This is a genomic window from Nonomuraea sp. NPDC049784 (genome assembly GCF_040659615.1).
Lineage (GTDB): Bacteria > Actinomycetota > Actinomycetes > Streptosporangiales > Streptosporangiaceae > Nonomuraea.
On record NZ_JBFAMX010000239.1, the window covers coordinates 1 to 15,120 of the forward strand.

15 protein-coding genes are annotated in these 15,120 nt (G+C 70.1%); 7 read left to right on the forward strand and 8 right to left on the reverse strand.

All coding sequences use genetic code 11. The features are described 5' to 3' along the window. Positions 1-1,162 (forward strand): ankyrin repeat domain-containing protein (locus AB0J09_RS35335; protein ID WP_360700561.1); only part of this gene is annotated, 1,162 nt, incomplete at its 5' end. Between the two features lie 142 nt (positions 1,163-1,304). Here AB0J09_RS35335 and AB0J09_RS35340 read toward each other — a convergent pair. The 4 genes from AB0J09_RS35340 to AB0J09_RS35355 form a co-directional block, all read right to left on the reverse strand. Next, entirely contained in the window at positions 1,305-1,880 is a 576-nt protein-coding gene (locus AB0J09_RS35340; protein ID WP_360700564.1) for an HD domain-containing protein, read from the reverse strand. Between the two features lie 527 nt (positions 1,881-2,407). Then, entirely contained in the window at positions 2,408-3,607 is a 1,200-nt protein-coding gene (locus AB0J09_RS35345) for a serine hydrolase domain-containing protein (RefSeq protein WP_360700567.1), read from the reverse strand. Between the two features lie 72 nt (positions 3,608-3,679). Then, on the reverse strand, positions 3,680-4,570 hold the full coding sequence (locus AB0J09_RS35350) for a maleylpyruvate isomerase family mycothiol-dependent enzyme (protein ID WP_360700570.1): 891 nt from the start codon (positions 4,568-4,570) through the stop codon (positions 3,680-3,682). After that, positions 4,570-5,127: a sigma-70 family RNA polymerase sigma factor gene (locus AB0J09_RS35355; RefSeq protein ID WP_360700573.1), complete on the reverse strand. Its 558-nt coding sequence runs from the start codon at positions 5,125-5,127 to the stop codon at positions 4,570-4,572. The genes AB0J09_RS35350 and AB0J09_RS35355 overlap by 1 nt, the downstream gene beginning before the upstream one ends. A gap of 153 nt (positions 5,128-5,280) precedes the next feature. On the opposite strand from AB0J09_RS35355, the gene AB0J09_RS35360 reads away from it, so the two are divergent. Next, positions 5,281-5,706, forward strand: a complete 426-nt coding sequence (locus AB0J09_RS35360; protein ID WP_360700576.1) for an OsmC family protein — start codon at positions 5,281-5,283, stop codon at positions 5,704-5,706. 156 nt (positions 5,707-5,862) lie between these two features. Beyond that, positions 5,863-7,998, forward strand: coding sequence for a glycogen debranching protein GlgX (glgX, locus tag AB0J09_RS35365; protein WP_360700578.1), 2,136 nt, complete (start codon positions 5,863-5,865; stop codon positions 7,996-7,998). Positions 7,999-8,099: 101 nt separating this feature from the next. Here glgX and AB0J09_RS35370 read toward each other — a convergent pair whose 3' ends face one another. Continuing rightward, on the reverse strand, positions 8,100-8,495 hold the full coding sequence (locus tag AB0J09_RS35370) for a hypothetical protein (RefSeq protein ID WP_360700580.1): 396 nt from the start codon (positions 8,493-8,495) through the stop codon (positions 8,100-8,102). Positions 8,496-8,906: 411 nt separating this feature from the next. On the opposite strand from AB0J09_RS35370, the gene AB0J09_RS35375 reads away from it, so the two are divergent. From AB0J09_RS35375 to AB0J09_RS35390, 4 genes are all read left to right on the forward strand, one after another. Continuing rightward, entirely contained in the window at positions 8,907-9,668 is a 762-nt protein-coding gene (locus tag AB0J09_RS35375) for a pyrimidine reductase family protein (protein ID WP_360700583.1), read from the forward strand. 286 nt (positions 9,669-9,954) lie between these two features. Then, on the forward strand, positions 9,955-10,794 hold the full coding sequence (gene iscB, locus AB0J09_RS35380) for an RNA-guided endonuclease IscB (protein ID WP_360700586.1): 840 nt from the start codon (positions 9,955-9,957) through the stop codon (positions 10,792-10,794). A gap of 108 nt (positions 10,795-10,902) precedes the next feature. Next, a complete protein-coding gene (locus tag AB0J09_RS35385) occupies positions 10,903-12,054 on the forward strand; it encodes an ATP-dependent DNA ligase (protein WP_360700589.1) in 1,152 nt (383 codons plus the stop codon). Between the two features lie 26 nt (positions 12,055-12,080). Continuing rightward, on the forward strand, positions 12,081-12,428 hold the full coding sequence (locus AB0J09_RS35390) for a hypothetical protein (protein ID WP_360700592.1): 348 nt from the start codon (positions 12,081-12,083) through the stop codon (positions 12,426-12,428). On the opposite strand, the gene pgeF is transcribed toward AB0J09_RS35390, so the two are convergent. From pgeF to AB0J09_RS35405, 3 genes are all read right to left on the reverse strand, one after another. After that, positions 12,425-13,132 carry a peptidoglycan editing factor PgeF gene (gene pgeF, locus AB0J09_RS35395; RefSeq protein WP_360700595.1) on the reverse strand — a complete coding sequence of 236 codons (708 nt, stop codon included), beginning with the start codon at positions 13,130-13,132 and terminating at the stop codon, positions 12,425-12,427. The genes AB0J09_RS35390 and pgeF overlap by 4 nt on opposite strands. A 34-nt stretch (positions 13,133-13,166) precedes the next feature. Further along, on the reverse strand, positions 13,167-13,937 hold the full coding sequence (locus AB0J09_RS35400) for an enoyl-CoA hydratase/isomerase family protein (RefSeq protein ID WP_360700597.1): 771 nt from the start codon (positions 13,935-13,937) through the stop codon (positions 13,167-13,169). Next, on the reverse strand, positions 13,934-15,120 hold a 1,187-nt coding region (locus tag AB0J09_RS35405; RefSeq protein WP_360700600.1), incomplete at its 5' end, for a tripartite tricarboxylate transporter permease. The genes AB0J09_RS35405 and AB0J09_RS35400, both read right to left, overlap by 4 nt.

Genomic DNA, 15,120 nt, shown 5'->3' on the forward strand with positions numbered 1-15,120 from the left:
CGTGAACGGCCGGGAGTCCGGCGGCTGGACGTCGCTGCTCTGGGCCGCCGCCAACGGCCACGCCGCCACCGCCGGGGCGCTGATCGAGGCGGGTGCCGAGGTCGACGGGGCCAACGACGACGGCGACACCCCGCTCTCGCTGGCCGCCAGGCGCGGCGCGCTGGGCGTGGTCCAGGTCCTGCTGGAGGCCGGCGCCGATGCCGGGAAGTACGACGGCGACGGCGACAGTCCGCTCGACATCGCCACCTCCTGGGTGGGCGTGCACCTTGAGAGCGCGCTGCTCGACCAGATCGAGCAGGAGGGCTGGGAGTACGTCGTGGCCCGCCAGTACGCCAAGGACGGCACCGAGCTGGTCACCGTGGCCGGGCGCTCGGCCGACGGCTCCGAGACCGAGCAGGTGCAGGCCCAGCGCGGCCACGCCGCCATCGCGACCCTGCTGGAGGACGCCGAGGGCGCGTACACGCCGGTGGACCAGCTCGTGGCGCGGGCCGTGGCGCACCGCGACGTCGACGAGGACGCCGAGACCTGGTGGATCGTGGCCGACTCGCTGGGCAAGCGGGCGGACGAGGAGACGTATGAGGCGCTGAGCCGGCTGTGCGCGAGCGAGGACGCCAGGGAGCGGGAGTTCGGGGTGGACGCGATCGCCCAGTTCGGGTTCGCGGAGGGCGAGAAGCCGTACCTCGAGAGGACTCTGCCGCTGCTGCAGAAGATGGTCACCACGGAAGGTAATCCGCAGGTGCTCCGGTCGGTGCTGGCCGCGCTCGGCCACCAGGGCGACCCGAGGGCGCTGCCGCAGGTGCTGGACGTCATCGGTCGTCCCGGGCACAAGCGCACGATGACGGACGCGATCGCGCTGGCCGACGTGCTGCCGCCGGACCACGAGGAGGGGCTGGCGCTGCTGATCGCGATGACGGAGGAGGAGGACGCCGAGGTCCGCGACTGGGCCACCGCCGGGCTCGCCGGGCTCTCGGCTGACACGCCCCGGATCCGGGAGGCCCTGGCCGCCCGTCTGACCGACTCCGACCTCCGCACGGTGGCCGAGGCCACGCGCGGGCTCCTGGTCCGGGGAGACGACCGGGCGTCGCAGGGGGTGGAGCGGGTGCTGGCGGAGAGCGACGACGAGTACGCCAGGGATCTCGTCACCCAATCGCCCACCGACTGACCACGCGCCCAGCGGCCGCTCCCCCCAACGGCCACAGCTCACGGCCAGCCCGCCACCCGGCCGCCAGGACGCCCTCCGCCAAGCGCCCCGAAGGCCGAGCGGCGGGCTCGCCACACCGCAGGGCCCGGGAGCACGCCCGGGCTCAGTCGCCGTTGAGCACGCGTGTCACCCACTCCAGAGTTCCCGTGCGCAGGGCCTCCTCGGCGAGGCGCTTCCCCGTCGGGGTCGTGATCGCGGCCAGCGAGCTGTCGATCCACCCCTGGACGTTCTGATGCCCCTGCTCCCGGTACTCGACCGCCTGGATGAGGCATTCCAGCTTGTCGGCGTCCCGGGCGCAGACGGCTTCGAGGCTGGCCTTCTCCTCGTACTCCCCCACCGCGTCGGCCACCATGTCTGCCACCTCGGCGGGCACGCCCCGCACCTGGTCGGCGGTGACGTCCTCGTTGGAGGCCGCTTTGAGGTAACGCTTGCCGATGTACGGGATGTCGGTGATGCGGGTCTCCTGCGTGTCGTGGAAGAGGCTCATGAACGCGGCCCGCTCCGGATTGCCGCCCTCGAGCCTGGCGATCATGCCGGCGATGACGGCCGCTCGGAACGAGTGATCGGCGATGCTCTCCGGATCGCGCACGCCCGCGACCAGCCACCCGGTCCGCTTGTAGCGCTTGAGCAGCCCGAACTCGTACAACAGTCCCGCCAGCCCCGTCACCTCGTCCTCCACGGGGACCCCCTTTCCTCCATGTGCCGAGCCTAGACAAAGGCCGGGCGAAATTCGCGGCATCGGACCAGCGGCAAATGCCGTGACCAATGAACTGGTCACGGCATTTGCCATGTACCGCCGTCGAAAATGCTCAAGCGATTTCCCGCCCGGCCGCGGAATTAACCGGCGGCCCACCTGTCATCATCGCCCGGCGGCAGCGCTGGACCGGCTTCGCGTGCGAGACGTAACCGGCGCCGCCCGGGCCGGCGGGGCAGACTTCGCTCGTACCGGCCACCCCTCGGTCCATGCGGTGGTGCTGGCGGTTGCCGACTTTCGGGATTCACGCGCATTCGTTTCTGTCCAGTCGGTAGATCGGCCAGAAATCTGAGCGCCCGCTGTCCGGGCAGGCGCTCAGACATAATCAGGCCTACCCGCGCGCCTATTCTCACTTACCTTCCTGAAGCCAAACAACGCGTCAAGTCCTGTGGGGGGTGCCTTAAACCGGGGTCCCCTGTCTTCCGGCATTTCCGGTCAAATTACACAGGCCCTCAATCGTCGAGCGCCGCGTACGCCGCCGTCCAGAAGTCCTGGAACACCCGCGGGGGTCGCGGGGACTCCATGGCCCGCTGGGTGAGCACGATGCCCACCATGTCCTCGGCGGGATCGACGGACATCGAGGTACCCAGGCCGCCGCCCCAGCCGAAGCGTCCCGGCTTGGAGGCCAGGTCCTCCCTGCGGCCGTTGATCCCGACCGCGAACCCCCAGCCGCCCGAGCCGAAGAACACCTCGTTGCCCGCCTTCTGCTCCGGCGTGAGGTGGTCGGTGGTCATGAGCTCGACCGACGCCCGTGACAGGAGCCGGCCGCCGTCGTACCGCCCCTTGGCCAACAGCATGCGGCAGAATGCCAGGTAGTCGTCCGCGGTCGAGAGCAGGCTCGGCCCGCCGCCACCGGACGGGAAGGCCGGCGGACGGTCCCAGGCCCCGTCCCGGGGACTGTTCCTGCGCACCAGCCTCCCGGTCGCGGGGTCGGTGACGTAGGACTCGGCCATCCGGCCGAGCTTCCCGGCCGGCAGGTGGAAGCCGGTGTCCCGCATCCCGAGCGGCTCGAAGACCCGCTCGCGCAGGAACTCGTCGAACGGCTGCCCCACGGCACGCGAGATCAGCACGCCGAGCACGTCCGCCGCGGTGTGGTACATCCACGCGGCCCCCGGCTGGTGCACGAGCGGCAGCGCACCGAGCCGCTTGATCCACTCGTCTGGCCCGAACGGCGGCCCGTCCGGCCCCACCCCAAGCCCGGCCTCCTCGATCGCCCGCTGGATCGGGTGGCTGCCGGGCGGCGCCATGATCGCCCCGATGCCGAGCCGGAACGTCAGCAGGTCGCGCAGGGTGATCGAGCGCTCGGCCGGAACGGTGTCGTCGAGCGGCGCGCCGATCCGCCGCAGCACTCGTGGCGCGGCCAGCTCGGGGAGCAGGTCGTCCACCGGGTCGTCCAGCCGCAGCCGGCACTCCTCGACGAGGATCATCGCGGCCACGGCGGTGATCGGCTTTCCCATCGACGCGATGCGGAAGACGGTGTCCCGCCGCATGGGAACGTCCCCGCCGGCCTCGGTCGTGCCGTGCTCGGTCACGTACGTCTCCCCGCCCCGATGGACGAGCGCCACCAGCCCTGGCACGTCACCGCGCGCGACGGTGCCGTCGAGCACCTTCCGCATGCGCTCGAGTCCGACCTGGGACAGTCCTCCGCTCATTGCGGCTCCTTGCCTTGTGTCGATCCGGTTCTCACAAGGACAGACCGGCGGGCGGCCAGGAACTCATCGGAGTCAGGGGCCGGAAAGGGAAGGCGCCGTGGCCAGGACGTCCCTGGCCAGCGACAGGTCGCCGTCCAGGTCGGCGGGGAACTCGGCCGGGTCTCCCCTGCCGCCCAGCAGGAAGCAGAACTTGACCACGTCCGCCGTTATGTGCGCGTCCGGCGTGCCGGGCCCGGCGTCCTCCACGCCCAGCGGGACCTGCCACTCGCCCCCGCCGGCGCCGGTCAGGGTGAGGTGGAGTGTGCGGCCGGAGCCGTCCAGGCCCGAGATGAGCATCGTCCAGGGCAGCAGGCGTGCGCACAGATCGGCGGTCGGGCGGATGTGGCCAGCGACGGGGTCGGGCAGGCGGATCTGGGCGGTCTGGGCGGCGTCGGCGGTGTGGATCCAGGTCTCCAGGCACCTCGCCAGGATCTGGTCTCTCACCGGCACCTCCATGCCGTCCAGCGCCGCGGGGGTCGTGGGCGGCAGGTCCGCCAGGTGGCGGCAGAGGGCGTCCGCCTGGGCCCGCCAGTCTCTTCTCGTCTGCTCGGGGCTGCGGGTGCGCTCGTACGCCTGCACGTCGCTCGTACGTCCCAGCGAGTCCGTCGCGCCGATGGGCGGGCCCAGCACGGGAGCCCCCACGGCGGCGGCCAGCAGGCCGTCCTTGGCGGCCAGGTGGGCGACGAGCTCCTGGAGGGTCCAGCCCTCGACGATCACGCGCGACCAGTCGTCGTCCTCGGCCGAGGTGAGCAACGCGTCCATGGCGGCCACCCGGCCCGCGTACGGCTCCGCCCAGGGCGCAGTGGGAGCCGCGGGCCTGCGCCGCGCCCTGGCCCCGGCCAGGAGCTGGGGCCGCAACGAACGGACCGGCACCTCCGGGTCCTCCATCATCGCGTCCAGGTAGAGGCGCTCGACGGGGTCCATTACACCTCTTCCTCCGCAAGCGCGTCCGCCAGGCGTCTCAGCGCCAGCCGGATGCGCGATTTGGCCGTGCCCTCGGGCACGCCCAGTTCCTCTCCCACCTGCCGGTAGGTCCTGCCGCCGAAGTAAGCCAGCTCCACCGCCTCCCTGAGGCCGTCGGGCAGCGACGTCACCGCCTGCCGCACCCGCTCGGCCTCGTCGGCGGCGAGCACGGTGTCCTCAAGCCTCACAGGCTCGCGCTCGAACAGCCGGGGCCCCAGCGCCGACACCCGCCGGCGCTCCTCAGCGCGCACGTGGTCGACCGCACGCCGGTGCGCGATCGTCGCCAGCCACGCGCGTAAGGTGCCGCGCTCAGGGTCGTAGGCCAGCGGGCGCTCCCAGAAGACCAGGAACACCTCCTGGGTGATGTCCTCGGCGATCACCCGGTCCCTGGTGACCCGCAGGGCGAGACCGAAGATCAGCGGGGAGAGCCGATCGTAGACCTCACCCAGCGCGGACTCGTCGCCGCCGACCACCCGCTGGTGCGCCAGGCGGTCGTCGTACGGTGCCTCCACTGGCACCACACTCCCGTGTAATCCGGACCAAGGCGGCGGGTGCGCCGCGACCCGAGCATGTCACTATTCGCTGGAAATGTTGAGCCGGATGACCGGCGAACCGCACTTTGTGCGCCCGCGATAAGGTCGGAGGACCACCATCGGAGGGAGCAAAAGGCCATGGCCACCACCCGCACCGCCACCACGCAGTGGAAGGGCGCCCTGCTCGACGGCTCGGGCACTGTCTCGCTCGACACCTCGGGCGTCGGCACGTTCGAGGTCTCCTGGCCGTCCAGGGCCGAGGCGGCCAACGGCAAGACGTCCCCTGAGGAGCTCATCGCGGCCGCCCATTCGTCCTGCTTCTCCATGGCGCTCTCGCACGGGCTGGCCGGTGCCGGCACCCCGCCGGAGTCGCTGCAGACCAGCGCCGACGTGACGTTCCAGCCGGGTGAGGGCATCACCGGCATCGTGCTCACGGTGAAGGGGCACGTGCCTGGCATCTCGGCCGAGCAGTTCCAGGAGGCCGCCGAGACGGCCAAGGCCAACTGCCCGGTCAGCAAGGCTCTGGCGGGCACCACGATCACGCTCAAGGCCGAGCTGCTCTGACTGCTCGACGCTTGCCGACACGCCCGGCGGCGCCTTCCACCGCACGTTGGGGCCGACCGGGCGTGACGGGGCGTCCGGATCCCGCAAGTCCCTGTACGAAGGGCGATCGGGTTATTGAGAGACCAAGAGCACGTTCGCATGCGACAATACGGTCACATGCGTGAGGTCTGGCCGGGCGAGCCCTATCCTCTCGGCGCTACCTGGGATGGCGTGGGCACCAGTTTTTCGGTGTTCTCGGAGGTCGCCGAGCGGATCGAGCTGTGCCTGTTTGACGATGACGGCACCGAAGAGCGGGTCGATCTGCCCGAGGTCGACGGGTTCGTCTGGCATGGCTATCTGCCGGGCATCCAGCCGGGGCAGCGGTACGGCTACCGCGTGCACGGCCGGTACGAGCCGTCCCACGGCGACCGGTGCAACCCCGCCAAACTGCTCCTCGACCCCTATGCCAAGGCCATCGACGGCGAGCTGACCTGGAACCAGGCGCTGTTCCCCTACTACTTCACCGACCCCTCCCGGCGGAACACCGAGGACAGCGGCCCCTACATGCCGAAGAACGTGGTCATCAACCCGTTCTTCGAGTGGGGCAACGACCGGCCGCCGCGCACCCCGTACCACCAGACCGTGATCTACGAGGCCCACGTGCGCGGGCTCACCATGCGCCACCCCGACGTGCCGCCCGACCTGCGCGGCACGTACGCGGCCATGGGGCACCCGGCGATCATCGAACACCTGCTGTCGCTCGGGGTGACGGCGGTCGAGCTGATGCCGGTGCACCACTACATCCCCGAGCACTTCCTGGTGGCCCGCGGCCTGACGAACTACTGGGGCTACAACACCATGGCCTACCTGGCGCCCCACGGCGGCTACTCCAGCGCGGGGACGCGTGGGCAGCAGGTGCTGGAGTTCAAGGCGATGGTGCGGGCGCTGCACGAGGCGGGCATCGAGGTCATCCTCGACGTGGTCTACAACCACACGGCCGAGGGCGACCACATGGGGCCCACTCTGGGGTTCAGGGGGATCGACAACGCCGCCTACTACCGGCTGCACGACGGCGACCGGCGCTACTACCTCGACTACACCGGGTGCGGCAACTCCCTCAACGTACGCTCGCCGCACGCGCTGCAGCTGATCATGGACTCGCTGCGTTACTGGGTGCTCGACATGCACGTCGACGGGTTCCGGTTCGATCTGGCCTCGGCGCTGGCCAGGGAGTTGCACGATGTCGACCGGCTGAGCGCGTTCTTCGACCTGATCCAGCAGGACCCGGTGATCTCGCAGGTCAAGCTGATCGCCGAGCCGTGGGATGTGGGTCCCGGCGGCTACCAGGTCGGAAATTTCCCGCCATTGTGGACGGAGTGGAACGGGAAATACCGGGATATCGTGCGAGATTTCTGGAGGGGTACGCATTCCGCCCTCCCCGAGTTCGCCTCCCGCCTGACCGGCTCCGCCGACCTGTACGAGTCCTCCGGCCGCCGCCCGGTCGCCTCGATCAACTTCGTGACCTGCCACGACGGGTTCACCCTCAGCGACCTGGTCTCGTACGACCACAAGCACAACGAGGACAACGGCGAGGACAACCGGGACGGCACCAACGACAACCGCTCCTGGAACTGCGGCGCGGAGGGCCCCGTCGAGGACCCCGGCATCGTCCAGCTCCGCCGCCGGCAGCGGCGCAACTTCCTGGCCACCCTGTTCCTGTCGCAGGGCGTGCCCATGCTCTCCCACGGCGACGAGCTCGGGCGCACCCAGCGCGGCAACAACAACGCCTACTGCCAGGACAACGAGCTGGCCTGGGTCGACTGGTCGATGGTGCGCACGGAGACGGAGCTGCTGGAGTTCGTCAAGGCGCTGTCGAAGCTGCGCAGCGAGCACCCGGTCTTCCAGCGCCGCCGCTTCTTCCACGGCCGCCATCCCGAGGACGGCAAGCGCGACCTGGTCTGGCTCACCCCGGGCGGCAAGGAGATGACGGCGAGCGACTGGCACATCGGCTACGCCAAGTCGCTCATGGTCTACCTGAACGGCGAGGCCATCACCGAGCCGGGGCCGAGGGGCGAGCGCATCGTGGACGACTCGTTCCTGCTGCTCATCAACGCCCACCACGAGAACATGTCGTTCACGCTGCCGAGCGAGGAGTGCGGCACGGGGTGGGTGCCCGTGCTCGACACCAGCCACGACACGATGGAGGACGCGTTCGTGGACGAGGGCTGGCAGGCGGGCGACCTGGTGGCCGTCACCGCCCGCTCCCTCCAGGTCCTCCGCCAGCCCCGCCGAACGCCGGGAAACGCCCGATAGCCGTCGGGGGTCAGAGCGCAGGGGCCGCAGTCGTCGCGGCTCGGAAGACGCGAGCGGCAGCCGTTGCGGGCTTGGAAAACGCGAGCGGCAGTCGTTGGGACTCAGAAGACGCGAGCCGCGCTGGCAGAGAGGAGCACCAGCGCGAACGTCGCCACCCCCGCCAGCCCGTGCAACGTCACCGCCAGCACGGGGAACCCCCGCCCGGCCACCTCATGCCGACCGGCCCCGAGCCATCGCGTGAACATCGCGAACCCCAGCAGCGCCGCCGCCGCCAACCCCCCGAACGCCACCCACACCAGCACCCGGCTCCCCGTGACCATCCCGGCCACCCAGCACACCAGCGCCGACACGGCCAGCATCGGATGAGAGAACACCAGCGCGGCCGGGAACCGGGTGACCTTGGCCCGGCGCAGGCCGCCTCCGGACAGCCAGAAGTAGAGCAGGTACACCCCGGCGAATGCGGCGATCGTCCACGCGGCAGCGGTGACCAGACCCACTGGGCCTCCCTCCCCATCCCTGCCGTCACGGTAAGCACATGAACGCCCGTACGTCCTTGGAATACACAAAGGCGCAATATGTCCTGAAACCACCCCTCCCACTGCGATGACACCGTCACATCCGACGCACTGTCCGGAATCTCTTGGGCATCTCACTCTGTGTGGCACGGGTCGGCCGGGCACAGCGAGTCGACCGGAGTGATGGCGATGCGGGCGTCGAAGGAGCAGCTGGCACCAGGCCGAACTCACTCACTCGCCGAACCACAGCCGTCAACAAGGTGGTCGCACTTCTGCGTGATCTCGCACGTCAAGCGGCGCTATATACGGATTCCATCGTTCACAGCCTCAGTGGCGGAGAGAGGGTCACGGGCGTGGGCGTGGGTTGTCGGTGGGGTGTGCCAAGGTAGAGGAGTGCGGCGCATCTATCCCGACATACAGGACAACCCGGACATCACGCAGGCGTACGCCTACCCCGAGGACCGGTCGTGGCTGCGGCTCAACATGGTCGCCAGCGCCGACGGCGCGGCGTGGCTGAAGGGGCGATCGGGCGGCCTGTCGAGCAGGGGCGACAAGCGGATCTTCCAGACCCTGCGCGGCCTGGCCGACGTCATCGTCGCGGGTGCCTCGACCGTGCGCAAGGAGGGGTACGGCCCGGTCAAGCCGCGCGATTCGTGGGCCGAGATCCGCGCGGGCAGGCCCGAGGTGCCGCCCATCGCGGTCATCACCCGCAGCCTGGGCTTCGATCTCGACGACGAGCTGTTCAACGACGCCCCCAGCAGGACGATCGTGATCACCTGCGAGGCCGCCCCGCACGAGCGGCGCAAGGAGGCGGCCAAGCGCTCCGACCTCATCGTGGCCGGAGACGAGGGCGTCGACATGCGACAGGCCGTGGCCGAACTGCACGAGCGCGGCCTGACCAGGATCCTGTGCGAGGGCGGCCCCAGGGTCAACGCCCAGCTCTCGGCGCACGACCTGGTCGACGAGCTGTGCCTGTCGATCAGCCCGATGCTGGTCGGGGGCGGCGCGGCACGCATACTCAACGGCGAGCCCGCGCAGGTCACACTGGGCCTCAGCCAGGTGCTGGAGGAGGAGGGGGTCCTCTTCTGCAAATACACGAGGGAGATGAGCCGTCAAACGCTCCCCGGCCTGCAGGACGGGGCTTGCCCGCCGTAACCGGAGGCAGGTCGGTTTGACTAGACCCAGCCACCACGAAATGGAGGTGACCAAGGTGGCTACGTTGACCACACGCCAGCAGATCCACTCCGGGGTGCTTCTCCAGCCCCGGACCCTGGAATCGGCGCCTGCAGACACCCCTGGAGCAGCGACGAAACGGGGCGCCGACGCCCCGCGCGGGCAGCGGAGTGGCCGACATGGTCGAGGAGAGATTCCCGCCGCGTCACCTGACGGCGAGAATGTCACCCCCGCTCCCTCCAACAGGGGCGGGGAGAAGCACCGTGAGGTGCACCCGTTCGTGTTCGTGCTGGACAAGCAGGGGCATCCGCTGCAGCCGTGCACGCCCGCCAGGGCGCGCAAGTTGCTTGCGGCGGGGCGGGCGGTGGTCGCCCGGCACACCCCGTTCGTCATCCGTCTCAAAGACCGCACCGTTGAGGCCTCTCAGGTGGACGGGGTGCAGGTGGGGGTTGACCCCGGCTCAAAGCACACCGGCATCGCGGTGTTCACCGAGCGGGCGGGTGAGCGGCAGGGGCGGTTCGCCATCCAGCTCGACCACCGTGGCGCGACCATTCGCAAGAAGGTGCAGCAGCGGGCCGCCTACCGGCGCGGACGCCGCTCTCGGAACCTCCGCTACCGGGCTCCACGCTTTTACAACCGACGTCGGCCGGACGGCTGGCTCGCCCCGTCGCTGCGGCACCGTGTTGAGACCACCGTCTCGTGGATCGGGCGTCTCTCCCGCTGGGCGCCAGTGCGGGCGGTGCACGTGGAGCGGACAGCGTTCGATACTCACGCCATGTCCGCGGACCGCCCGCTGGTGGGCGTCGAGTACCAGCACGGCACCCTACAACGCACCCGCACCGACCGTTTCGGGTTTCCCCGGCTGCGGCTCCCGCGCGTCAAGCAGGTCCACGGTTTCGCCACCGGAGACTTGGTCAGCGCGAGCGTGCCATCCGGCAAAAATGCTGGAGTACACACCGGCCGAGCAGCGGTCCGAACCTCCGGCAAGTTCAACATCACCACCGCCCACGGCACCGTCCAAGGCATCCACCACCGCCACGTCCGCCTCCTGCAACGCGGCGAAGGCTACGCCTACCACCATCAAGGAGAAACCGATGCGCTGCTGTGACCGGCTCAACGGCGTTTCGCCTGACGGCGAGCCGCCTGCCCCTGCCCTGTTCCGCAGAAGTCCGTTTCCTCTCCAGCCTGAAGGCCAAAGTATGCACGGAGATTCCCGATGAGCGATCCGACTCCCCGGGCCGAACCTGTCGAAGAGCCGGAGCCGGTGCCCAACCTGCCGGTGCGCCCGCCCGTGCCGCCCATGCTGGCCAAGCCGGTCAAGGCCATGCCCAAGCAGAACGGCACGCTGTTCTACGAGCCGAAGTGGGACGGCTTCCGCTGCATCGTGTTCCGCGACGGCGACGAGGTCTACCTGGGCAGCCGTAACGAGCGGCCGTTCACGCGCTACTTCCCCGAGGTGGTCGAGGCGGTCAGGGCCGAGCTGCCGGACAAGTGCGTGGTGGACGGCGAGATCGTGCTGCCCAGGGGGTCGCAGCTCGACTTCGACGCGCTGCAGCAGCGCATCCATCCGGCCGCCTCGCGGGTGAAGATGTTGTCGGAGCAGACTCCGGCCCAGTTCATCGCGTTCGACCTGCTGGCACTGGGCGATGAGTCGCTGATGGAGGCGCCGTTCTCGGAGCGCCGGGCGCGCCTTGAGGGGATATTTTCGGAAAAGGGCGAGTCCATCCGGCTGACCCCGGTCACCACCAGCGACGAGCAGGCCGCCGAGTGGTTCGAGACGTTCGAGGGCGCGGGGCTCGACGGCATCATCGTCAAGCCGGGCGACCAGCCCTACGTCCCCGACAAGCGCACCATGTTCAAGGTCAAGCATGAGCGCACGGCCGACGTGGTGGTCTGCGGCTACCGCGAGCACAAGTCGGGCCCGGTCGTGGGGTCGCTGCTGCTCGGCCTCTACGGCGACGACGGCAGGCTGCACCATGTGGGGGTGGCCGCCTCGTTCCCGATGGCGCGCAGGGCCGAGCTGGTGGAGGAGATCAGGCCGTACATCGCGGAGCTGAGCGAGCACCCCTGGGGCCACTGGGCCGAGCAGGCGGCGGCCAACATCGGCCAGCCCTCCGCCGGGCCCTCGAGGGGCGGGCAGCGGGTGCCGGGCGCGGTGTCGCGGTGGAACGCCAAGAAGGACCTGTCGTTCATCCCGCTCAGGCCGGAGCTGGTGATCGAGGTGGCCTACGACCAGATGGAAGGCGACCGGTTCCGGCACACCGCGCAGTGGCGGCGGTGGCGGCCCGACCGCACTCCTGAGTCATGCACGTACGAGCAGCTCGAACGGCCCGTCAGTTACAACCTCGACGACATCCTTGCCCGCTAGCCGAAAATCCCGTTACATCTCGACTTATGAGCACAGGGGATGAATTAAAGGCGGCCGTGTCCGCACGCCGCGACCTCGGTCCCGAATTCGAAGACGCCGTCGTGGAGTCGTTCCTCGACAAGATGGGCCAGGAGATCGATCGGCGGGTGGACGAGCGCCTGACGCAGGCGGGCCCGAAGGCCGGTCAGGTAGCCGGTCAGGGCCCGCCCGACTCGCATCGGCTCGCCCTGGCGATCGTCTCACTGGCCCTCGGTACGATCGCCACCGTCCTCCTCGTCATGGCCGGAGATGGCAGGTCATTGGCGGCGATCCCGATCTGGATCGGGATCATCATCGTGAACGGCGTGTTCAACGGCCCTCGGAACAAGGGTTAAATCAGCCAGATGAGGCCCGCGAACCGGCCGCCCGGCTGCTCGCGGCGGTGGGAGTAGAGCTCCGCCGACTCGATCGTGCAACGCGCGTCATGGCGTACGTCCCGCAGGCCCGCCGCACGGAGCTGGGCCTCGATCCCGGCCCGCAGGTCGAGCGCGGGTGTCTCCCACGACGTCGTGGACCACGTCTCGGGGACGCGCGAGGCCACCTGCTCGCGTAGCTCGGCGGGCACCTCGTAGCAGCGGCCGCACGCGCCGGGCCCGACCAGCGCGACCATGCGCCCTGGCTCCGCGCCCTTGGCCGCCATGGCCGCCACCAGGGCGCTCGCGATGCCGGCCTCGGTGCCCGGGCGGCCGGAGTGCGCGGCGCCCACCATGCGCGCCGCCGGATCGGCCACCAGCACCGCCGGGCAGTCGGCCCCGAGCGAGGCCAGCGCCAGCCCCGGCTCGGTGGTGAACACCCCGTCGAGCGTCGGCGGGTCGTCCCCGAACGGCTCGCTCACGTAGGCGACCTCGGCGCCGTGGACCTGGCGCATGAACACGATGCCCCGCACCCCCAGCTCGGCCGCCACGCCCGCCCGGTTGGCCCGCACGGCTTCCGGGTCGTCGCCGACCATCCCCCCGAGGTTCCGCGACCCGTACGGCGGGGCGCTGACCCCTCCGTGGCGATCGGTGATGGCGACACGCACTCCAGGGGCCAGCTGCATGGCTCGATCTTAGAGCGCGAGGCCGTCCACGAGGTCAGTGGCCCTGCCAGGCGACCTTCTCCTTGGCGAGGAACGCCGGGACGGCGGCGTGGAAGTCATCGCTGCCGAAGACCGTGGCGACGATGTCGTCCCCGTCCGGCAGGCTGGCCACGCGCAGCCGCCTGACCGCCTCCTTGGCCGCCCACATCGACAGCGGCGCGTGGGAGAGCAGCCGCTCCTCCACCTCCGCCTGCCGCGCGGGCAGGTCGTCGAGCGGGCACAGCTCGGCCACGAACCCGGCGGCGTGCGCCTCCTCGGCCGTGTACATGCGGGCCCGCAGCAGCATGTCCAGGGTGCGGGCCGGGCCGAGATGGTGCACGAGCAGCGAGTAGGTGTTCATGGACAGGCAGTTGCCCAGCGTCCTGGCGATGGGAGCCCCGAACCGGGCACCCGGTACGGCCAGCCGCAGGTCGCAGGCGGCGGCCACGACCAGGCCTCCGCCCACGCAGTACCCCTGGACGACGGCCACGGTGGGCACCTTGACGCGTTCGAGCCGGTCGATGATCCGCTGGACCTTGCGCTCGTAGGCGATGCCGTCGTCGCCGTCGGCGAAGCTGGAGAACTGCGAGATGTCGGTGCCGGCCACGAACGCCCGCCCTCCGGCCCCCGACAGGACGAGGAGTTTGACAGCGGGGTCGGCGTCGGCGCGCTCGCAGGCGTCGTACAGGCCGTCCCACATCGCCCAGGTCAGTGCGTTGTGCTGGTCCGGCCGGTTGAACGTCACCCGCAGCACGGGCCCGTCGGCGGCGACGAGTAGCTCGCTCACACCGTCTCCTTCACTTTCCGTGGGATGAGCCTCAGCAGCGACGGCCCGGCCAGCAGCAGGGCGGCCAGCACGAGCACCACCAGCGCGATAGGCCGGGTGAGGACGATCGTCAGGTCGCCGTCCCCCATCGCGGACGTCTGCGCGAGCGCTTTCTCGAACAGCGACCCGATCACCAGCCCGAGCACGAGAGGCGCCATCGGCAGATCAAACTTTTTCATGAAATATCCGACCACGCCGGATGCGAACACGATCCATACGCTGAACATGTTGTTGTCGATCGAATAGGCCCCGACAAAGCTGGTGACCAGGATCAGCGGGTACATGTACCCGTACGGGATCCGCAACATCTGCGCGAACAGCGGCGCCAGCGGCAGGTTCAGCACCAGCAGCAGCACGTTCCCGATGAAGAACGAGGCCAGCAGCCCCCACACCAGCTCCGGCTGCTCGTCGAAGAGCAGCGGCCCCGGCTGGATCCCGTACATCGTGAAGGCCCCCAGCAGCACGGCCGTGGTCGCGCCGCCCGGGATGCCCAGCGCGAGGGTGGGCACGAAGTTGGCGTTCGCGGCGGCGTTGTTGGCGCTCTCCGGCGCGGCGACGCCCTCGATCGCGCCCTGCCCGAACTCGTCCTTGTGCCGTGAGACCCGCTTCTCCACCCCGTACGCGAGGAAGGACGCCAGCGTGGAACCGGCGCCGGGCAGGCAGCCGAGCAGGTAGCCGATGAGGCTCCCGCGGGCGATGGCCCCCTTGGAGCGGGACAGCTCCTCCCGGGTGATCACCAGGTCCCTGAAGCGGGCCCGGATGGGCTCGGCCGCGCCCTGCCTGATCTGGTAGAGCACCTCCCCCACCGCGAACAGCCCGATCATCACCTGCACGAACGGTAGCCCCGACAGCAGGTCCACGTCCCCGAACGTGTAACGCGGCAGCCCGGTGGCCGCGTCCACGCCGACGGTCGCGAGCAGGATGCCCAGCACGGCCATGGCCAGGCCGCGCAGACGAGCCCCGCTGGAGAAGCTCACGATGGTGGTGAGGCCGAGGATCATGACAGCGAGGTTCTCGGGCGGCCCGAAGTCGAGCGCCAGCTTGGCGAACGGCGGCGCCATCGCCACCAGCAGCACCAGCGAGACGATGGCGGCCACGAACGACCCGATGGCCGCGATCGACAGCGCCGCGCCGGCCCGGCCCT

Coding starts and splice junctions, on each gene's coding strand:
- AB0J09_RS35345 (WP_360700567.1), bottom strand. CDS start 3,607: ATGAGCGGAGGACTGTCCCAGGTCGGACTCGAGCGCATGCGGAAGGTG.
- AB0J09_RS35350 (WP_360700570.1), bottom strand. CDS start 4,570: ATGGACCCCGTCGAGCGCCTCTACCTGGACGCGATGATGGAGGACCCG.
- AB0J09_RS35360 (WP_360700576.1), top strand. CDS start 5,281: ATGGCCACCACCCGCACCGCCACCACGCAGTGGAAGGGCGCCCTGCTC.
- glgX (WP_360700578.1), top strand. CDS start 5,863: ATGCGTGAGGTCTGGCCGGGCGAGCCCTATCCTCTCGGCGCTACCTGG.
- AB0J09_RS35385 (WP_360700589.1), top strand. CDS start 10,903: ATGAGCGATCCGACTCCCCGGGCCGAACCTGTCGAAGAGCCGGAGCCG.
- AB0J09_RS35390 (WP_360700592.1), top strand. CDS start 12,081: ATGAGCACAGGGGATGAATTAAAGGCGGCCGTGTCCGCACGCCGCGAC.
- pgeF (WP_360700595.1), bottom strand. CDS start 13,132: ATGCAGCTGGCCCCTGGAGTGCGTGTCGCCATCACCGATCGCCACGGA.